This is a genomic window from Bradyrhizobium sp. AUGA SZCCT0169, from assembly GCF_018130085.1.
Classification (GTDB): Bacteria; Pseudomonadota; Alphaproteobacteria; order Rhizobiales; family Xanthobacteraceae; genus Bradyrhizobium.
The window spans coordinates 236,662-256,168 of record NZ_JAFCMC010000003.1 but is presented as its reverse complement, the minus strand read 5'-3'; the positions used below and the strand labels follow the sequence as shown (position 1 = coordinate 256,168).

Annotated in this window: 20 protein-coding genes and 1 tRNA gene; 10 read left to right on the top strand and 11 right to left on the bottom strand. The window is 61.9% G+C overall.

Features of this window, described 5'->3' with window-relative positions; genetic code table 11:
* The first annotated feature begins 267 nt into the window (after positions 1–267).
* The 3 genes from JQ609_RS05045 to JQ609_RS05035 all read left to right on the top strand — a co-directional run bounded on the left by JQ609_RS05045 (position 268) and on the right by JQ609_RS05035 (position 3,310).
* Complete coding sequence (locus JQ609_RS05045) at positions 268–2,022, top strand: PAS domain S-box protein (RefSeq protein ID WP_212272220.1); 1,755 nt, start codon at positions 268–270, stop codon at positions 2,020–2,022.
* A complete protein-coding gene (locus JQ609_RS05040; RefSeq protein ID WP_212208942.1) occupies positions 2,019–2,684 on the top strand; it encodes a response regulator transcription factor in 666 nt (221 codons plus the stop codon). The genes JQ609_RS05045 and JQ609_RS05040 overlap by 4 nt, the downstream gene beginning before the upstream one ends.
* A gap of 236 nt (positions 2,685–2,920) precedes the next feature.
* Positions 2,921–3,310 carry a response regulator transcription factor gene (locus tag JQ609_RS05035; protein WP_249119392.1) on the top strand — a complete coding sequence of 130 codons (390 nt, stop codon included), beginning with the start codon at positions 2,921–2,923 and terminating at the stop codon, positions 3,308–3,310.
* Between the two features lie 865 nt (positions 3,311–4,175).
* On the opposite strand, the gene JQ609_RS05030 is transcribed toward JQ609_RS05035, so the two are convergent.
* The 5 genes from JQ609_RS05030 to JQ609_RS05010 all read right to left on the bottom strand — a co-directional run bounded on the left by JQ609_RS05030 (position 4,176) and on the right by JQ609_RS05010 (position 7,374).
* Complete coding sequence (locus JQ609_RS05030; RefSeq protein WP_192733787.1) at positions 4,176–4,355, bottom strand: hypothetical protein; 180 nt, start codon at positions 4,353–4,355, stop codon at positions 4,176–4,178.
* A gap of 48 nt (positions 4,356–4,403) precedes the next feature.
* Entirely contained in the window at positions 4,404–4,640 is a 237-nt protein-coding gene (locus JQ609_RS05025) for a hypothetical protein (RefSeq protein WP_211998140.1), read from the bottom strand.
* A gap of 810 nt (positions 4,641–5,450) precedes the next feature.
* The gene (locus JQ609_RS05020) at positions 5,451–5,699 is read right to left on the bottom strand and encodes a hypothetical protein (protein ID WP_212272219.1); all 249 of its coding nucleotides are present in this window, start codon (positions 5,697–5,699) and stop codon (positions 5,451–5,453) included.
* 108 nt (positions 5,700–5,807) lie between these two features.
* Entirely contained in the window at positions 5,808–5,909 is a 102-nt protein-coding gene (locus JQ609_RS35865; RefSeq protein WP_409411163.1) for a toxin-activating lysine-acyltransferase, read from the bottom strand.
* Positions 5,910–6,795: 886 nt separating this feature from the next.
* The gene (locus tag JQ609_RS05010; RefSeq protein WP_212272217.1) at positions 6,796–7,374 is read right to left on the bottom strand and encodes a hypothetical protein; all 579 of its coding nucleotides are present in this window, start codon (positions 7,372–7,374) and stop codon (positions 6,796–6,798) included.
* Positions 7,375–7,785: 411 nt separating this feature from the next.
* On the opposite strand from JQ609_RS05010, the gene JQ609_RS05005 reads away from it, so the two are divergent.
* The gene (locus JQ609_RS05005) at positions 7,786–8,448 is read left to right on the top strand and encodes a peroxiredoxin (RefSeq protein WP_212034861.1); all 663 of its coding nucleotides are present in this window, start codon (positions 7,786–7,788) and stop codon (positions 8,446–8,448) included.
* 99 nt (positions 8,449–8,547) lie between these two features.
* Here the strand turns inward: JQ609_RS05005 and JQ609_RS05000 are convergent, their stop codons facing one another.
* Positions 8,548–10,284 carry a methyl-accepting chemotaxis protein gene (locus JQ609_RS05000; RefSeq protein WP_212272216.1) on the bottom strand — a complete coding sequence of 579 codons (1,737 nt, stop codon included), beginning with the start codon at positions 10,282–10,284 and terminating at the stop codon, positions 8,548–8,550.
* Positions 10,285–10,394: 110 nt separating this feature from the next.
* Here JQ609_RS05000 and JQ609_RS04995 point away from each other — a divergent pair, with 110 nt between their 5' ends.
* A complete protein-coding gene (locus JQ609_RS04995) occupies positions 10,395–11,834 on the top strand; it encodes a deoxyribodipyrimidine photo-lyase (protein WP_212272215.1) in 1,440 nt (479 codons plus the stop codon).
* 6 nt (positions 11,835–11,840) lie between these two features.
* On the opposite strand, the gene JQ609_RS04990 is transcribed toward JQ609_RS04995, so the two are convergent.
* Together JQ609_RS04990 and JQ609_RS04985 are read right to left on the bottom strand one after the other, a co-directional pair.
* Positions 11,841–12,716, bottom strand: coding sequence for a DMT family transporter (locus tag JQ609_RS04990; protein WP_212272214.1), 876 nt, complete (start codon positions 12,714–12,716; stop codon positions 11,841–11,843).
* 274 nt (positions 12,717–12,990) lie between these two features.
* A complete protein-coding gene (locus JQ609_RS04985; RefSeq protein WP_212272213.1) occupies positions 12,991–13,437 on the bottom strand; it encodes a hypothetical protein in 447 nt (148 codons plus the stop codon).
* 231 nt (positions 13,438–13,668) lie between these two features.
* Here JQ609_RS04985 and JQ609_RS04980 point away from each other — a divergent pair, with 231 nt between their 5' ends.
* The 3 genes from JQ609_RS04980 (at position 13,669) to JQ609_RS04970 (ending at position 14,504) form a co-directional block, all read left to right on the top strand.
* Positions 13,669–13,926 carry a hypothetical protein gene (locus tag JQ609_RS04980; protein ID WP_212208938.1) on the top strand — a complete coding sequence of 86 codons (258 nt, stop codon included), beginning with the start codon at positions 13,669–13,671 and terminating at the stop codon, positions 13,924–13,926.
* A 53-nt stretch (positions 13,927–13,979) separates the two neighbouring features.
* Positions 13,980–14,056: transfer RNA gene (locus tag JQ609_RS04975), tRNA-Arg, on the top strand.
* 58 nt (positions 14,057–14,114) lie between these two features.
* Positions 14,115–14,504, top strand: coding sequence for a hypothetical protein (locus JQ609_RS04970; protein WP_409411162.1), 390 nt, complete (start codon positions 14,115–14,117; stop codon positions 14,502–14,504).
* A gap of 46 nt (positions 14,505–14,550) precedes the next feature.
* On the opposite strand, the gene JQ609_RS04965 is transcribed toward JQ609_RS04970, so the two are convergent.
* Both JQ609_RS04965 and JQ609_RS04960 read right to left on the bottom strand, forming a co-directional pair.
* Positions 14,551–15,024, bottom strand: coding sequence for a hypothetical protein (locus JQ609_RS04965; protein WP_249127647.1), 474 nt, complete (start codon positions 15,022–15,024; stop codon positions 14,551–14,553).
* Positions 15,025–15,120: 96 nt separating this feature from the next.
* Positions 15,121–15,690 carry a hypothetical protein gene (locus JQ609_RS04960; RefSeq protein ID WP_212208936.1) on the bottom strand — a complete coding sequence of 190 codons (570 nt, stop codon included), beginning with the start codon at positions 15,688–15,690 and terminating at the stop codon, positions 15,121–15,123.
* 264 nt (positions 15,691–15,954) lie between these two features.
* Here JQ609_RS04960 and JQ609_RS04955 point away from each other — a divergent pair, with 264 nt between their 5' ends.
* The gene (locus JQ609_RS04955) at positions 15,955–16,338 is read left to right on the top strand and encodes a VOC family protein (protein ID WP_212272211.1); all 384 of its coding nucleotides are present in this window, start codon (positions 15,955–15,957) and stop codon (positions 16,336–16,338) included.
* Positions 16,339–16,450: 112 nt separating this feature from the next.
* The gene (locus JQ609_RS04950) at positions 16,451–16,798 is read left to right on the top strand and encodes a GrlR family regulatory protein (RefSeq protein ID WP_192733799.1); all 348 of its coding nucleotides are present in this window, start codon (positions 16,451–16,453) and stop codon (positions 16,796–16,798) included.
* A 16-nt stretch (positions 16,799–16,814) separates the two neighbouring features.
* Here the strand turns inward: JQ609_RS04950 and JQ609_RS04945 are convergent, their stop codons facing one another.
* The gene (locus tag JQ609_RS04945) at positions 16,815–19,496 is read right to left on the bottom strand and encodes a PAS domain S-box protein (protein WP_212272210.1); all 2,682 of its coding nucleotides are present in this window, start codon (positions 19,494–19,496) and stop codon (positions 16,815–16,817) included.
* Positions 19,497–19,507: the final 11 nt, after the last annotated feature.

Genomic DNA, 19,507 nt, shown 5'->3' with positions numbered 1-19,507 from the left:
CCCAAGCCTTGCGAGGGACGAGCGCCCTCCTCCACCCGCAGCGATATCCAGTTGTCGACGTTGCGCGTTCCGCGACTGTCAACCGAGGCTTGCAGGCGCGACGAACGGCCGCGACCGCAAGCGCTTTGAGCCACCTGCGTATCGCGATGCACCATACCTCCGGGCCGGGAAAAGCTGCTAGGATACGGCCCATTCGTGGGGCCACGTGTTGCCGTCGATGGTGATGATCACCTGACGACGCGGCGCGGGGCCGGATGGCCGAATGCCATGCGTAACCAGATACTAAAATCCCGGCGCTCGGCCGAGCAGTCGCTGCTCGGCGGCATGGCGCTGGCATCGTTGACGGCGGCTTGCATCTGGCTCGTGCTCGGTCCCGCCCCGGAGGTTGCCGACTATCTGATTGCCGTCGCGCTGCTGCTCGCCCTGTTTCTCGCCTCATTGATCGTGATGCACCTGGTAGGAAGCACCCGCAGGCAAATGGAAGCCGCGCTTGAGAGCCGGGCAAGCGCCGAACAACGCGCATTAGAAGCCCTGCGCGAGAGCGAGGCGCAATGGAAGGAGGTGTTCGAGCACAACCCCGTCATGTACTTCATGGTCGATGCGGACGGCATCGTCCTGTCGGTCAACACTTTTGGCGCCGCCCAGCTCGGCTATCTCGTCAGCGAACTACGGGGACAACCGGTGCTCGGGGTGTTCTTTGAAGCAGACTGGGACACGGTGCGAAAAAGCGTTGAAATCTGTCTGGCGCATATCGGGCAAACGCATAGCTGGGAGATCCGAAAGGTTCGCAAGGACGGTTCGGCGCTGTGGGTTCGTGAAAACGCGAAGGCCGTACGACGGCAGGATGACCGGCTGATCGTCCTGATCGCATGCGAGGACATCACCGAGCGCAAGGAGGCTGAAAACGCCTTGCGGCAGAGTGGGAACTATCTGGCGGAAGCACAGCGATTGAGCCACACCGGCAGCTTCGGCTGGCGCGTCGCCACCGGCGAAATTATCTGGTCGGACGAAACCTTCAGGATATTCGGTTTTGAAAAGGCACCTTCTGTCGTACTCGACACGGTCGTTCAACGCATTCATCCCGACGATCGAGCGGGCGCGCAACAGAACATCGACCGGGCATCCCGCGACGGCACGCATTTCGATCACGAATATCGATTGCTGATGCCCGGCGGCTCCGTCAAATATGTCCATGCAACGGCGCATGCCGTAACCGATGCATCTGATGGCATCGAATTTGTCGGCGCGGTGACGGACATCACGGCACGAAGGCGAGCGGAGGAGAAATTGCACGAGGCGCAGGCTGAACTGGCGCATGTCACGCGCGTGACGGCGCTCGGGGAGCTGGCCGCGTCGATTGCCCATGAAGTGAACCAGCCGCTGGCCGCCGTCGTCGCCAACGCCTCGGCCGCGCTGCGTTGGCTCGACCGCGACACTCCCGAACTGCAGGAAGCGCGCAGCGCTCTGGCCTCGATTATCGATGACGGCAACCGGGCGGGCGAAGTGATCCAGCGCGTCCGCGGGCTGGTAAGCAAGACCGCCGATCAGAAAGCGCCTCTCGACATCAATGCGCTCGTCAATGAGGTGGTCACCTTGCTGCATCGCGAACTGTTCAGCCAGCGGATCGTGCTGCGGAAGGACCTCGCGCCCGCTCTCGGCCAGGTCCTCGGCGATCGGATTCAGCTGCAGCAGGTCATCCTCAATCTCGTCATCAACGCCATTGAAGCGATGCAACCGGTCATTGACCGGCCGCGCAAGCTGGCGATCCGGACGCACCAGGATGACGCCCACGAGATTCTGGTCACGGTAACAGACTCCGGTGTCGGATTGGCCGTTCAGAATGCCGACCGGCTGTTCGCCCCGTTCTTCACCACCAAACCCGACGGCATGGGCATGGGCCTGTCGATCTGCCGATCAATCGTCGAGTCCCATGGCGGGCGATTGTCGGCCTCCGTCAATGTCGGGCCCGGCGCGACGTTTCAGTTCAGCCTGCCGATGCATCAAGAGGACCATACGCCGTGACCGGCCGCTCAAACTCGCCTCGCACCATTGGCGGCCCGGACGAGCCGATCGTCTATGTTGTCGACGATGACGTGTCGGTGCGTGAAGCGCTCCGGAATCTTTTCCGCTCGGTGGGCTTGCGGGTCGAAGTGTTCGGTTCGGGCGCTGAATTTCTGCAGAGCAAGCTGCCGGACGTTGCGAGCTGCCTGATCCTTGACATCAGGCTGCCTCGACTGAGCGGCCTCGACTTTCAGGCCGACCTTGCCAAGGCAGGCATTCACATTCCCATCGTCTTCATGACGGGCCACGGCGATATCCCGATGACGGTCAGGGCCATGAAGGCCGGGGCTGTCGACTTCTTGACCAAGCCATTCCGCGATCAGGACATGCTGGATGCCGTGACGGCGGCCATCGAACGCGATCGAAGTAGCCGGAATGAAGCAAAGATCCGCTCTGACCTGCACGCGCTGTTCGCGACCTTGACTGCCCGGGAGCGGGAGGTGATGGCGCTGGTCACGTCCGGGCTCATGAACAAGCAGATCGCGGCCGAAATCGGCATTGCCGAGATCACCGTGAAGATACACCGCGGAAACATCATGAGAAAAATGGCCGCGAAATCGCTGGCCGATCTGGTGAAGATGGCCCAGGCACTCGAAATACAGCGCCCGGCGCCGCCCCAATAGCCTGGCGGATAAAGCATGATCCGGAAAAGTGGGTACCGGTTTTCCGAAAGATCATGCTCAAACAAAGAGATGGAGCAGGATGACGGTTCGAAGAAACGTCATTCTGCTCTAGTTGAGCGCTCCAAATCCCGTTCTGCAAACCTAAGTATGATTTTCCGCCCCTGATTTGCGACGCACTCTGCTCCCAAGCGGCTTGCAGCAAGAGGCATTCTGCCAGCACGTCAGGAAGCACCGCTTTGGCCAACCCACCCGTGATTTCAATCATTGACGATGACGGCTCCGTTCGCACCGCGACCTACAATCTCGTGCGGACGCTTGGATACGTCGTTCACACCTTTGAATCGGCCGGAGCGTTCCTGCGGTCGCCTCATCTGGATGACACCTCGTGCGTGATCGCAGATATTCAAATGCCGGTCATGAGCGGTCTCGAGCTGCAAGCTCACCTGGTTGCCGACGGATACCGGCTGCCATTCATTTTCATCACGGCTTTCGCGACCGAGAGCGCGCGCATGCAAGCGCTGAAGGCCGGCGCGAGCTGCTTTCTCACCAAACCCTTCACGGGAGAGGCGTTGATCAACTGCCTCGACGCCGCGCTGGGCGAGCACGGCGAGGAAAAGAGCAGATGACCCGATCCGATTGGGTTAGCACGGCATCGCACCGCTATTCCGATCGGTCTGGCGACAGGGACAGAACAACCATTCCATTCCACCGAAATTGGCAGTTTCGAGCCGGTCATACCTAGGGATAAGCCGATCAACCATCTAGACAAGTTGCATATGGGGCGGGACGGAATGAGAGTGACGCATCGTCGCCCTCCGGTCATCCGACGGCACGACAACCAGTACACCACGATCAGTGAATGGCAATTCCTCAGGAGGAGGTCGCCATGCGTACAGGCCCACGCTGTTCCGAATGCGACAGTGAAGAACCCAAGATAGTATGCCTGCGAAATCCGGCGCGTGAACGTTACTGCGGACGTTCTTGTCTCGGCCAGGGCCAGGAAAAATTCATTCGCCTGATCCTGCGAACGAATGCGGAGGCCGCATCATGACAAACCGTTGCGACAATCCGAACTGCGACCGCCCCTTCGGGTTGGTCCGTTTCAGCTGGCGCTTCGGGCAATTCTGCTCGTCCAGGTGCCGCGAGCAGTGCAAGCGTCAGCGGGATCGTAACAAGGCCTACTGGAGATGGCTCTACAAATGCCCCGAGCCGTCTGTCGCAAACCAGAAATAATCCAGCGATGCGACAGCTCCGGACAGGAGACCGTCTGTCGGACGTAGATGAGCCGAAACCGTCGAGGTGGAACTTGTCGATAGAGTAAGTGGAGGAGCCATCATGACAAGCGCGCAAGCGATGTTGATCGGAGCACTACTCGCGTGGACGCCTTCGGTTCTAGTGCTCGCCTGGCTCTTGCGGGACATTCGAGACACACGCGGCCCGGATTAGCCGCGATCCAGCTTCGGCGCGCGACTTGTCGTCCGCGCCGCGCCATCATCCGGCAAGCCAGCGACCCTTGTGGATGTCGAACTTCACTAGACCTTCGTCGCGCATTTTCAGAAGCAGCGACTGGCAGGCTTCCTCATTCGGAAGATTGGCGCGTTTCATGATCTCGTAGACCTTGAGCGGCTTCTCGCGAAGCGCATTCAGGATATTCTCGCGATCCTTGAGCATGACTATTCCCTGTAGACCAAAACCGACATTGATTGTTGAACGTGCCGCTTAGACCATGGCCAGTTTGATTTGACCATCGTCAAGGATGCCGGTCGCCAGAGCCTCGCGCGCCATCCGCTCGATCACGGGCCAATTGGTGAGCAGATATTTGTGGGCCAGCGCCTGCGTCGGAAGATCGGTTTGCAGAAGGCAGCGCTGCCGCGCGTTGCCGTTCGCGATCTGAAAGGATACCGCTTGCGGTCCCTCGATGATCTCTTGCTCGGTGGGTTTGGCAACCAGCCGCATACGCTATTCCCTGTGAAACTTGTGAGGCCAGGCTGTTCGGATCGACCGCAACTGACGCGGATATATCGTCGGGCGACCCGTCAGGACTGATCGTTCTCGACCTTCGGGGAGCGTTTCGGCTTTTGGTCAGCACCGGGTTGCGTGTTGCGGACCGCGTTCGTCAGCATCTCCCGCAGTTCCGCCTTGGTCATCGGTGGTTGCCGCGCGACAGATGCTTTCCATTGTGCCATGGGATTCTATATGGGGTGCCGGAGAGAGAATTAAAGGCCCATGTATGCTCGTGGGCGCGTTCCTATGCACAAATTGCACACGAGACCGCGGGTGCAGCGCGCACCCGGGTTCCCGCGCCCTCCGATTTGAAGGACGAAATTACATGCAAACCTCGGGCGTAATGCTCCGCGAGATCGTGAAACAAGTCGTCCCGGCCTTGAGCCGACCCATAACCACCGAAGTTAGCGATTAAAGGAGAGTCGTCGAACAGACCTTCGTAGGGCGGGTTCTCTTTAACCCGCCGCCTTGATTGCGAGATGGCGGGTTAAAGAGAACCCGCCCTACGGGGCCTTTTTGTGGAGATGGCGCCTGACTGGAGCAACTGGCCTGTTTGCGTGGGAGTTCCGTCGATAGGCCCTTGCTGGCCAACCATGAGCCCCGTCCGCGACTTCGCCTCTGACTACATCACTAATTTTCAGTTGATAGCCACGCTGCGTCAAGGTTGCAGCGATGGTATCAAGCCATAGCACTCCTCCCGCGCGGTACGCGTAGTTTAGGCTGTTGTTGTCGAGGTAAAAGGAGTTGCTCATGGGTCACCAATCACCGTTCCAGGCCAAGCTGCGTGCGAACGAGGTCGCGGAATAGAATCAAAAGATCGGTGAGTTCTTCGAAGGACGCGCTTGGAAAAAGGCGGTGCATCGTCATGCGAGTCCATTGCGATACTTGCGGTTGGATTTGCTTCTCCCGAATTTCCCCTGCGACATAGGCGTCCCAAAAGCCGTGCTCAGTCTTAAGCGCGTCAATGAGGCGCTCAACATCCTTTTCGGTCCATACCGCGCGATCGTTCATAGATGCGAACCTTGCTATCTTGGTCTGTTGTCGGGTCATCTCCCGATCGATCTGACCAGCTTAGTTTGTGGAGGAGCAGCGCCCTCTATCTCATTGGGAGTACTCGAGCTAGGCTGGCACCTGCCCCCGCATCTCCGCCTCTCCCCCAAACGGCGCCACCACATCGACAATACGCATGTGGCTGCCGCTCTTCCATTCCACCGCCGTCAGCCGCGTGTCGCCCGCGCCACGATCTCATCCGCCAGCGCCCATAGCGCGACGCCGACCGGCTGTTCGCCGTTGTAGAGCATCCGGAATTGCTTGAGTAGACCTTCGTAGGGCGGGTTCTCTTTAACCCGCCGCGTTGATTGCGAGATGGCGGGTTAAAGAGAACCCGCCCTACGGACTGCCCTGCGCTACCATCGCACTTCCTTCCAGCCGAATTGCAAAACGCCAGCTGCGTCGCCTCGCGCGCAAGCGCAATCTTGCGGTCCGGGTGCGACAAATCAACCCGACGGGCAAATCAGTTCTGATTTACGGAATTCGTGTCAAGCCAAAAAATTCCGTAAATCAAAAATATTTCTGTTGTCGTCCGACCCAAATCAGTGCGCATCTATCGCCATCCCGCCCCACTCAGAGGGCGTCGGCCGTCGTCATGACGAGGGGCGGGGATGCGGTGGACGTCGAGGTTGCGATTGACGGTCGCGGCTGAAGCGTACGGCGAAAGCGTGTGGTCCAGGCGCCCGTAACGGCGTCAAGTCCTGCGGGAGCTAACGCTTCCGAGGGACGACGGTGGCAATAGAGACCGTCTCACCGGGGAGAGCACGCCATAAGCCGTAAAGCCACTGCGCAGGGAATGTCGGATGCTCTCCGCTGCCCTGTATGCTCGTGTGCACCATCTTGTTGCATAATCGCACACGAGACCGCGGGTGCAGCGCGCATCCGGCATTCCCTGCGCCCTCTGAATTCTCGAGGGCAAAATACTTGAAAGACTCGGGCGCGATGCGTCGCGAGAACGGAAATCTGCGCTTGGATGATGGCGCACCACCCTGCCCCATCAAGCAAAAGCGGCGGGGAAAATCCCCGCCGCTTTGAATTCAGCGATGCGAGAATGACGTTACATCATCCCCATGTCCAGCATGCCCGGCAGTTGCGCGAGCGGCAGTGCGGCGGCGCCGACCAGGGTCGCGACCATCGCGGCCAGCGCGTGGTTGGAGCGGCGCTTGCCGCGCATCTGGGCGGCAATCCACTCCAGCACCTTGGTGTCGATGTTGACGGCCTTGGCCGGGGCCCAGCTTTCGATGTCGGTGTCCGGCGACAGGGCAACCGTGCGCGGCGGCACGGGCAGTCCGGATTCGGACGCCGCATGATGGGCGACCGCCTTGGCCAAGAGATCGTCGAAACGGCCACCGTCGCTGCGCTCGGCGGCGGCGTCGCTGATTTCGAACAGCGCCTCGGCTTCGGCGCGGCTGACCGGCTGATGCTCGACGGCGGTCGCGGTCAGGATGCGCGCGCACCAGGCGGCGTCATCGGCATCGAGAGCACGGGAAAAATGGATGCGGCCCTTGGTGGTCGGGCCCTCGCCGGTGATGACGCCGTCGCGCACGATGGTCAGCGCGTGGGCGGCGGTCTTGCGACAGGAAGGCTGGAGAACGGCGAACGCTTCAATAGATTTGGTAGTATTAGGGGCAGACATAGCTTGCACTTCTCAATTTCTTTTTCTGGTCCAGCATTGCGATGCCGGCGTAAACGAGTGGTTAACGATTCGAAACTTGCATTCCGAGATTTTTAGATGGTTGCCAATTAGTCGCTGTGACTCCAGTTAGTCGCTGTGACTGATGTCACGGTTCAGTTGAATGACCGATGAACGCCCCGGCACCGGGACCGGGGTCTTGCGGACCATAAAAGGCGATATCGGGGCAATCTGGGCGATTACCGCCGCCGTGGATTTTTCGTCGCAGGGGCGCAGATCGAAAGAAGGTGCTAGGAGTTCCCTATTCGCGGAGAAGGATCTCGCCTTTTTTGGCCGGAGGTTCCCTTCCACCCTGCTAGGGTCTATACAGATCAACAGAAATTCTCCTGCAACTTGAATAAGATGAGGTGTACCATGGCACTCCAGATTGGCGCAGTCGCCCCGGACTTCGAAGCCCAGACGACCGAGGGCAAAATCAAATTCCACGACTGGATTGGCTCAAATTGGGCGCTGTTGTTCTCGCATCCGAAGGATTTCACGCCGGTTTGCACCACCGAACTCGGCGCTCTCGCAAAGTTGAAGGGCGAATTCGACAAGCGCGGCGTCAAGCTGATGGGGCTCAGCGTCGATCCCGTCGACAAGCATTCGAAATGGTCGGAGGACATCAAGGAGACGCAAGGCGCGGCGCCGAACTATCCGATGATCGGCGACACCGATTTCAACGTGTCAAAACTCTACGACATGCTCCCCGCCTCCACCTCGGGGGATGTCGCAACGCGGACCGCTGCAGATAACCAGACCGTGCGCAACGTCTTCATCATCGGACCGGACAAGAAGATCAAGCTGGTGCTGGTTTATCCGATGACCACAGGGCGCAATTTCCAGGAAATCTTGCGCGTGATCGATTCCCTGCAAATGACGGCCAAACATCGCGTCGCGACGCCGGCCGACTGGAAACAGGGCGAAGATGTCATCATCGCCGGCTCGGTCACCGACGACGAGGCCAAGACGATCTATCCGCAGGGCTGGAAGTCGCCGAAGCCGTACATCCGGATCGTGCCGCAGCCGAAACAGTAACGGTTCATCGCGCATTCGCGCGTCAGACAAAAATATGACGCCGGTTCTGATGCCATCAGAACCGGCGTCACGGAAAGATAGGCAATAGCCAGATTGCGATCAGGCCGCGCGAACGCGGTCCAGGAACTTCTCGACCTCGGCCTTCAGATGCAGGCTCTCGCCCGACAGCGCCTGCGCCGAGGCAAACATGCGGTTGGAAGTCTCGCCGGTCTCGCCCGCGCCCTGTGCAGCGTTGCGGATGTTGACGGCGACGTCGGCGGTCCCGCTTGCGGCGGCCCGCACGCTCTGGGCGATGTTCGCCGTCGCACCGCGCTGTTGCTCGACCGCGGCCGAGATCGAGGTCGCGATATCGCTGATGCGCTCGATGGTCTGGCCAATCGCCTTGATCGCGCTGACCGACTCTTCGGTCGCAAGCTGCATGCTGCCGATCTGACTCGATATCTCCTCGGTGGCCTTGGCGGTCTGGCCGGCGAGGCTCTTGACCTCCTGAGCCACCACGGCAAATCCGCGGCCGGCATCGCCGGCGCGGGCGGCCTCGATGGTCGCGTTGAGCGCCAGAAGATTGGTCTGCTCGGCGATCGAGGTGATCAGCTTCACCACGTCGCCGATCCGCGCGCCCGCCTCCGACAGCTCGTTGATGCGCTGGTCGGTGGCCGCGGCCTGCTTGACGGCGTCGGCCGCGATTCCGTTCGATTCCTGGACGCGGCGGGTGATCTCGGCAATCGAGTTGGAGAGTTCATCGGAAGCAACAGCTGCGGTGCGGACATGCTCGGAGGCGGTCTCCGACGCGCCCGCCGACTGGCCCGAAAGCCCGGCGGTGGTCCGCGCGGTCTCGGTAAGTTGCTTGGCCACGCGCTCGAATTCACCCGAGGAATTCAGCACCTTGTCGAGGATGCCGCCGACGCTGGTCTGGAACTCGTCGACGAACCCGCGCAATTCGGTCTTGCGCTGTTCGGCGGCGGCAGAAGCGGCCGCGGTCTGTTCGTCGCGAAGCCGGCGGCGCTCGAGCGAGTTGTTCTTGAACACCGCGACCGTGCGCGCGATCTCGCCGATCTCGTCCATGCGTTCGTGATGACCGACCTCGACATCGCTGTTGCCGTTGGCGATGGCCGTCAGCGTCGCCGAGACCGAAGTCAGCGGCTTGGTCACGCGGCGCACGATCAGCATCGTCAGCATCATCACCAGCAGCGCTGCAATTCCCGCGGCGATCGCCATGTTCTGGATCGCATGCGACAGCATGGTCTCGAACTGCGCCATCGGAATGCCGACATAGAGAACGCCGATCACCTTTCCGGTCGAATTCGCGATCGGGTAATAGGCCGTCATGAACGTCTTGCCGAACAGCGTGGCCGGCCCCTTATAGGCCTCGCCGCGACGCAGGATCGGCTGTCCCGGATGGTCGGGCGCAAGCTGGGTGCCGACGGCGCGGTCGCCGTTTTCCTTCTTCACGTTGGTGGAGCGGCGGACGAACTGGTTGCTGGCCTCGTCATAGACGAACAGCGTCGCGTTGCCGCCGACATAGCCGACCGAGCGATCGACGATCGCGTGGTCCTTGAATTCGGGCATCTTCGCCGCTTCGGCCTTGGCGACCATGCCGTCTTTCAGCGTGATCTTGGCGTCGGGGTAGGTCTCGGCAAATGACAGCGCCAGGGTGCGCAGATTGACCTCGATGTCGCGAAGCGCCCGGTCGCCGAACTCAGAGTTGAGCGACCAATAGGCCGCGCCTACAACCAGCGCGGTATTCACCGCGATCAGGAGGACGGCGGAAATGACCGCCTTGGTGCCGAGACGAAGTTTCAGCGACGGCAGGAGTTTTCCAAGTGACAGCAAGGACATGTGCAGTTTTCCCCAAAATCGGGCTCAATTTGACGGTTCTTGCTTACGATCGCATTAATGGAATGCAACCCTAGGCAAAGCCTCAGGAATTTGATGAAACTGATGCGCGCATGACGAGTCCTCGACCGGCCATCGTCTGGTACCGTGAGGACCTGCGCCTTTCGGACCATCCCGCCCTGCACGCGGCCGCCAGCACACAAGCGCCGGTTGTGTGCATTTTCGTGCTCGACGAGAGGACGCCGGGCGTTCGTCCGCTCGGAGGTGCTGCCCGCTGGTGGCTGGCGCAGTCGTTGCGCGCCTTGCAAGAGAGCCTCCGGGATCGGGGCGCGTCCCTCGTATTGCGCCGAGGGTCGGCCTCCACGGTCATTGCCGGCCTTGCGCGCGAGGTCGATGCCGGCGCCGTCTATTGGAACGAGATTGCACAGGCACCGCAGCAGCGGGTGGCGGATCAGGTCGCGGCGGCACTCGGTGGTGTTACGACTCACAGATCTCCCGGCGACCTGCTGGTGGCGCCGAGCCAGATCCGGAACAAGGAGAACCGTGGCCTGCGGGTGTTCACGCCGTTCTGGCGGCGGGTGCAATCCCTCGGCGATCCGCCAAAACCGCTGCCGGCGCCGACGAAGCTGAACGGCATATCCGGTATCGCCAGCGATGCGCTGGAAGACTGGCATCTCGAGCCCACCCGTCCCGACTGGGCCGGCGGTCTGCGCGAAAACTGGCGGCCCGGCGAAGCTGCGGCGCAGGCGCGGCTCAAGGCGTTCCTCGCCGGTGGTATCGCCGGCTATTCCGGTGACCGCGACCGCCCTGACCGCGAGGGCACTTCGCTTCTGTCGCCGCATCTGCGCTTCGGCGAGACCAGCCCGCGTCAGGTCTGGCACGCCGCAAAATTCGCCGCCGCTGAGCACCCTCGCCTGTCATCCGATATCGATAAATTCCTCAGCGAACTCGGCTGGCGCGAATTCTGCCGTCATCTGCTCTACGACGTGCCGGATCTCGCAACGCGCAATCTGCAGGCATCGTTCGACGCGTTTCCCTGGAAGCACGACACCAAGGCATTGCGCGCCTGGCAGCGCGGCCTGACCGGCTACCCCATCGTCGACGCCGGCATGCGCGAACTCTGGCACACCGGCGTGATGCACAACCGGGTGCGGATGGTGGTGGCCTCGTTCCTCGTCAAGCATCTCCTGATCGACTGGCGCGAGGGCGAGCAATGGTTCTGGGATACGCTCGTCGATGCCGATGCCGGCAGCAACCCGGCTAACTGGCAGTGGGTCGCCGGTTGCGGCGCCGACGCCGCACCCTACTTCCGGGTATTCAATCCGATCCTGCAAGGCGAGAAGTTCGATCCCGACGGCGTCTATGTCAGGCGCTGGGTGCCGGAGCTGAAGCAACTGCCCGACAAAGTGATCCATCAACCCTGGACCGCGACACCGCTTGAACTGGCCGGCGCCGGCATCGAACTCGGCAGAACCTATCCGCGGCCGATCATCGATCACAAGGCTCGTCGCGAACGCGCTCTCGCGGCCTATGCGAGCATTCGCAATGCCTGAACATCCTCACGCGGCGCGCCGGTTGACCAGCAACACGGCGGCGGCGCACGCGATCATCCCTACGATGGCGATTGCATCGAGACGTTCGCCGAACAGCACATAGGCCATCAGCGCCGTCACCGCTGGCACCAGATAGAACAGGCTCGCCACCGACGTCGCGGCTGAGCGACGGATCAGCCAGTACAACAACCCGATCGATCCGATCGACAGCACAACGACCAGCCAGCTCAGCGCGAGCGTGAACTCCGTGGTCCAATGCACCACGTTGTTCTCGAACAGCCATGCCCCGATTCCAAAGAAGATCGTCACCGCGACGTATTGCACGAGATTGCCCGCGCGCCAGTCGATCGCGTTGCAATAGCGCCGCTGGTACAGCGTGCCGAGCGTGATGCTGATCAACGACACGCCGGAAGCGAGCCAGCCCCACCCCGCCTCGCCGCTCATCGGCCGGTTGTGCAGGATCAGCACCACGCCCGCCAGCCCGAGCAAAAGTCCGGCCCATTGAATGGCCGTGACGCGCTCGCCGAGCCAGCGGTTGGCGATGGTCGAGGTCAGGATCGGCTGCAGGCCGGGGATCAGCGCGGACAGTCCTGCGGGAATCGAATGCGCAATCGCAATCGCGGTGCCGCCGAGATAGAACCCGTGCACCAGAATGCCGGCGACGGCGCTGTGGAAGATGCCGATCCGATCCGGCCAGCGGGGCCGCGCGATCGCGACGATGCCAGCCATCAAGACCACCACCAGCGCCATCCGGATCGCAAGATAGGTCAAGGGATCGGCGTTATTGACGACGTATTTGGTGGCGATGAAGCCGGTGCTCCACAGCACGACGAAAATCGCCGGCGCCGCCCGCGCGGCAATATCTTCATGGTCACGGTTCATTTGCGAACGCGTAGTGCCCGATCACATGCCATGCGGCAAGGACTGATCGCGCGGGTCGATCGCGCGCCATGTCGTGACAACATCGCAAGATCCTGAACGCACTCGAGGCCAGGGCCTGATGCCCGACGGTACCTTGCGTTTCTCGCTCGGCGGCAAACCCATTGACCACTACATGAGCCACTCGACATCCGCGAAAGGCGCGGGAAATCGATCCGAGGCTTCGTGACGTTCTAAGAAGAACTGACGGCGCGCGGCCGGCGTGGTTGCGCCCGGCTCAAAACGCTTCCGGACAGGGATCGACGATCTTCCAGAGCTCGCCACCGTTCTTGATCTTCTTCATCTCGGTGGTGAGCCCGCCATTGCGGCGGATCCAGTCTTTCACGGTATCCGGATAATAGGACATCAGGTCCGACGTTCCGTCAGAGCTCGTGACCTTGATGCCGAAGGTGAAGGCCTTGTCGTAATAGGCCTGATGGAAGCCGAGGCTCGCCTTGGGCGTCACGCAAATCTTGTTCATCGGCACGATGCCGAACACCAGTGTGCAGGCCGAGTTGCAGATGCCGTCGATGATGACGCGTTCCTTGCGGTCGCGGATGCGCTTGTACTTAACCTTGTATTCCTCGACGTAGCCGCCATGGTCGCGCGTGATGTGCAGATCGGCCCGCGCCGGGGTCGCGACCAGAACCGAGAGGAACAGCAGGGCAAAGGACGTGATGCGCATGGGTCGATCAGGAACCGGGTAGCCTTGTCAAAGCGGAGGGTGGCCCTTGAAGTCCCGACCACACCGCAGAACCTTGGCCGGACTGTGTTGGGATTTCGTTAAGCATCCCTTAGGGGCCAAAAATAGGCAAGCTTCCGCCAGTTTTCCGCAGCTTTTCCGGTGGTTTCGCGTAAAATGGTGCCCGGACCGGCCAAAAACGTCTAGTTTCCAGTGGGATCCCCGGAGAATCAAATGCCCAAAGCCAAGTTCTTGATCGCCGCCGCCCTGTTTGCTGCCGCGGCCCTGGCGCCCAGCCTGGCGGACGCCCGCCATAACCGGCATCACCGCCATCACCATCACTGGCTGCCCTACCCGATCAGCTACATGCACAATTACGGGCCCGGCTCCCAGCCCGGCACTTTTGCCTATTATGACGGGCCCTCGACCAACTACTGCCGCCAGGGCTCGGCCGCCTACATCGGCCAGGGCGGCCGGCACCCCTGTTACTAAACGTTCCGCTGCTGGCCCTGCCCGGACAAGTCTGATAATCGGGCGGGCTACAGGCACTCGTAGCTCAGCTGGATAGAGCATCGGATTTCGATTCCGAGGGTCGGGAGTTCGAATCTCTCCGAGTGCGCCATTTCCGCGCATGACCGAACCGGCAAACCAAGCATTCGAGAGCGATTGACATGAGAAAGATGATCCTGGCGCTGGCGATCATGTATCCGGCCGCAGCGTTTGCTCAGGGAACGGCTACGCCCGCCCCCGCGAATCCGGCCCCTCCTCCGACCGTTGGCGGCAAACCGCTGGTGCAGGTCGGGTCGAAAAAGCCCTCTGGCGAGAAGAAGTCGGCCAAGGCGGCGCCCGCCAAGCCCCTGTCTCCCGCCCAGAAACTGCAGGCGTGTCAGGACATCGACGACGGAACCAAGGAACGCCTGACCTGCTATGACGGCGTCTATGCGCCGCAGCCGAAACCGAAGCCGGCGGCCGCCAAGACTGTCAGTGAATGCCGGTTCGTGAAGGAAGAAGACGAGCGGCTGACCTGCTTCAACAAATTTGTCGACAAGCTTCCGCAGTTGCCCCGGTAACCGTCAAACCGGTTGTCCTCAGGGCGGCCTCACAAGCGGATAGATGCTACCAGGTGTTACTCCCGAAGAAGCCAAAGCCAAAGTGCTGCTGCTGGGCAAAGCGCATCGTCGGCTGCTGAACCGGGCGAACCTTGGCGATCTTGCGCTTGCGTGGAGCCTGCGGCTCAACCTTCTTGGCTTCAGCCGGTACGAACTGGGCAAAAGTGTCACGCACCCGAGCCTGGGCGTTGAGGTCGGCAATCGGCGCAGCCGGAGCCGCCGCCACCTGGGTGGTCACAGCCGGCGGAACAATGGTGGGAAGGCTCATGTCGTAAACCACGCGTTCCGGAGGTTTCTGGTCGGAACGGATCCGCACGACGGTCTTGTCGATCGAGCCTGTCGAATTGCTAGCCACGGCGACCTGTTGCGGGGCAAAGGCATCGAGCGCGAACAACAGCGCGAGCAAAGCCGCGCCGACAAACAGGAAATAGCGCGCTACGGGCATTGACGTCGCTCCCCCCGCGCCGTTCGCGCGGTACATTCGGCTAACTGGAGATATGATGATTAGTTCCTGGGGCATCCCCCAGGTTCAACGGCGGCGATCACATTTTCGGGTTCGCAGCGCTGGGTCGCAGGGCTAAGTTCGGCTTGCCGTTACCAGCGAACATTTCGCCTTGTTTGCGTTAACGTTGACGAAGCCGACCAGCACGCCCGAATAGACCTTCCGGCTCCTGGTGTTCACGGTGTCGGGGATCACTCGCCGGCGGTCGGTCAAATGGCTGCCGTCGCGGCGGGTAAAGGCGCAGGCAATCTCGATATCCTTCACCGGATACTCATTGGCGTTGCGCAGCGTGAAGGTCACGAGCGCCTTCGAGCCCAGCCCACCCCTTCGCCACGATTGCGAGGAAATCCGCAAACCCTCGATCGGCGACCTCGCTTCCGGCGCGAGCGACAACGGTGCGGTCACCGCGGCGGGCGTCGAGGCTTGGTCCGGATTCGCCAAAGTGGTCTTAGCCGCCGCATCTTCAAGCAGCGATACATTCTGCGCGTAGATGACCGAGGAAGGTTCTGCTGCGGCGTCGCCCTCGGCGTCGCTTGGTCCGGGAAGCATCATCCATATCGTGCATCCCGCGATGGCGATGGCCGGCAACGCGAGCAGTCGCGCTTGCGGGGCTCCAAACGACCGTCCAGCGATCATCATGGCCATGCCCTCACCCGGCGGCGATATCACCGCACCCGCGCATGAAAAAGGCCCTACGGGCGTTACGCCGTACGGCCTCTCACACGACTGCCGCTGGACGGTTCCGCCGCTAGCTCAATAATCACGCACGGTCAGAATGGTTGCACGCGAGCTCGACAATTTTGCGGCCGCCGAGGCGCACCGCAGGGGATGGAATTGCGGACCACCGGCCGCTAGATTGGCGGCGCGGCAACAATCACCGCGACGGGCACGAGGCTTGGGGAGACGAATATGCCGACAGTAACTTGGGACCATGTCCACCTGCGCAGTCCCGATCCGGAAGCGACCGCGGCCTGGCTTGCCGATATTCTGGGCGGCGAGATCGTCCGCGGCCCAGGCCGAATCGACGTCAAGCTCGGTGGCGCCAATGTGTTCATCGCCCCTGTTGCGGCCGGTGACGGCGTCAACACGCCGCCGGTGACGCCCTATCAGGGCCTCGATCATTTCGGACTGACGGTAAAGGACATCGATGCCGTCGCCGCCGAGATCAAGGCCAAAGGCGTCGAGTTCACCAAGCCACCGACAACGATCCGGCCCGGCGTACGCATCTGCTTCATCCGCGGACCGCAGGGCATAGCCATCGAGCTCCTGGAGCGCGACCAGAAATACGCGTGACCCACCGCGCTGCGCGCGCGCATATTTACGGCCTGCCACGTTGACGCCGCAGGTGCCGCTTTGGCATAAAAGCTGACCGGGTTCCGTGGGCGCGGAGGCCGATTGGGACGTCATGAAAAACGGTCTGTATTCGATCCACGTCAGCCTGCTGGACGGGCGGTCCGGCAAGGGCAGCGGTGTGATTCTGTTCCGCGATGGCCAGATCCTCGGCGGCGACGCCTATCTGTTTTACACCGGCAGCTACACCGTGAAGGGCGATACCTTCAAGGGCGAGGTGCTGGTGCAGCGTCACACGTCGAGCCCCGATGCCAATCCGCTGTTCGGCGGGCCGGCCCCCGTCGGCATCGGCGTATCAGGCACGTTCACCGATACGCGGGGAACCATGAACGGGACGGCGCTGGTCGGCAAAGCCAGCCAGATTTTCGGCGCCACGCTGCGCAAGCTGGCCGACACCAACTAGCGCGCCAGTCTACTCCCTACTCCGCCGCCATTTCGAGCGGCGCGATGCGCGGCAGGATCATCTGGATCCGTGTGCCGCCTCCCGGCTCCGAATCGAGGTCGAGCCGCCCGCCGAGACGGTTGGTCACGATGCTGTAGACGATGTGCAGGCCGAGCCCGGTGCCGCCCTGGTCGCGGCGTGTGGTGAAGAACGGATCGAACGCGCGGCGACGAACGTCGAGGGTCATGCCGCATCCATTGTCGGAAAACAGAACCTCGACATTGTCCTTGCCGGACTCGCGCACCTGGATATCGACCGTGCCCGGCTTGCCGTCAGGGAACGCGTGCGCGACCGAATTGAGAAACAGATTGGTCAGCACCTGTCCGTAAGGCCCGGGATAGCTGTTCATCGTCAGGTTGGGCTGGCAATCGACGTTGAGCGTCAGATTGTGTTTGCGAAGGCCCGGCCGCAAGCTCATCACCACCTGCTCGGTAAGATCGCCAAGGTCGAAGCTGCGCTGGTCGGAATAGTTGCGGTCGGCAGCGACCTGCTTGAACGACTGGATCAGTTCGGCGGCGCGATTGAGATTGGCGACGAGCTGCGATGACGCGTCGCGACTGGTTTCGAGAAAATCGGTCAAACTGGACCGCCGCAGTTCGCCACGCGCCACTTCGGCGGTGAAATTCGCCGCCTTGCGCTCCAGCGCGGAGGCGACCGTGAGACTGATGCCGACGGGATTGTTGACCTCGTGCGCGACGCCCGCCACCAGCCGCCCGAGGGCTGCGAGCTTTTCGGCTTCAATCAGCGAATTCTGCGTTTCCCGCAAATTTCGCAGCGCGCCTTCCGCGGCGTCCTTGGCCTTGCGCATCTCGAGTTCGACGCGCTTGCGCTCGCCGATGTCGAGCGCGACCGTGACGATGTTCTCGATCTCGCCCGACGCATCCAGTAGCGGCAGCTTGTTGACCAGCCATTGCCGCATATTGCCGGTGGAATCCTTGTACTCTTCCTCATAGAAGCCGAGTTCGCTGCCGCCGGCCAGTACCCGCTTGTCCGGCTCATCGGTCTTCGCCGCGCCATAGCGTGACATCAGCTCGGCCGTGGTGCGACCGATGGCTTCCCCGGGCTCGATGCCAAAAATACCGGCCATGTAGCGGTTCATCAGGAGATAGCGGAGCTGCCTGTCCTTGACGTTGATCACCGCGGGCACGGTATCGATCACCTGCTGCAGCAAACGGCGACCTTCGGCGATCGCATCCTCGGCCCGTTTCTGGTCGGTGATGTCGCGGACCGTTCCCTCGTAACGGATCAGTTCGCCATTCTCGTTGCGCACCGCGCTGGCGCTGTCAGAGAGCCAGAGCACCGTCCCGTCGCGCGCGCGAACCTGGTACTCGTACTCGCGTACCATGCCGTCGCGTTCCATCAGCCGCTCATATTCCACGCGCGCCTGCGGATCGACATAGACGGATTCGGAGACGTCGCCGAGGCCGTTGATCAGATCCTGCGGCGTGGCGTAACCCATCATCCGCGCCAGCGCCGGGTTGGCATTGAGCAGCGCCCCTCCGGGCGTGGTGACGTAGATTCCGTCCACCGACGCTTCGAACAGTTTTCGATAGCTTTCCTCGGCGAGACGCTGTTCGGCCAGCGCACGTACCGCCGCCTCGCGCGCCGCATCGGCATCGACCAGCGTCTGGCGGAACACTTCGGCGGCTCGCGCGATGTCGCCGATTTCGTTGTCGACATCGGTCTGCGGGATCGAGGTGTTCTTTTCGCCGCCGGCCACCTTGCGGATCGAGGTCGCGATGGTTGCGAGCGGGCGCACGGTGCGCCTGACCACCAGCAGCGAGGCGAACAGCCCGATCAGGACGCCGGCGGTGCCGAGCACGATGCTCTGCCATTTGGCCTCCGTCAGCGTCCGGGCGAAATCGCGGGACAGTACATGGCCGCGACGCGCGCTGACCTCACGCAACAATTCGGTGACGCGCTGGATCAGGCGGCCCTCCGCGCCCAGCACTTCCTTGTCGATGTCGGAAATCTGCCGCTCGCGGGTCGAAATGTTGATAATCGCCAGGGCATAATCATCGACGGCCGCGCGAAGCTTTGGCTCCGCCATCGTCATCGAGCGCATGCTTTGCGCCGCCAGTTCAGCCGCGGAGGGATTTCGCGCCAGCAAAGCCGAGGCAATCTGGCTTTGGGTCTGAAACAGCGCCGACGCCATCAGTGGATCGGGGGTGTCGGCGATCGCGGCATCGAATTTCTCGCGCAGCGGCGGTAGCCCGACGATCAGCTCCGCGCGGCGGTTGATCAGCGCGGAAATACGCTCGATGCCGCTGCGGTAGGTCGACAGGCGCTCGGTGACGCCATCGATCATGTCCTGCTGTTCGGGGGCAAGCTCCAGCCGGGTTTTCTTCAGGACCTCGCTGAGCGAGGTCGCCGCCTCGCCGACCTGGACCGATTGGGTGCCGGGGTCGGTGACGAAATCCCTTGCCGCCAGCCGCAGCTCGTTCATGCGCCGGTCGATATCCTGGGCGAGGTCGCCGACGCTTTCCAGCCGCTGCAGCTCGGCGAAGGTCGCATCGATGTGGCGGATGGCGATGACGCTGGCGGTGGAGGTGATGATGATCACCGCCAGCACCAGCATGAAACTGCCGAATGTCAGCTGGCCGATCGACAACGAAAACGATCGCGTCATTGGCGAATTCGGCGGCAATTCAGAGGTCATGTTATCGAGGC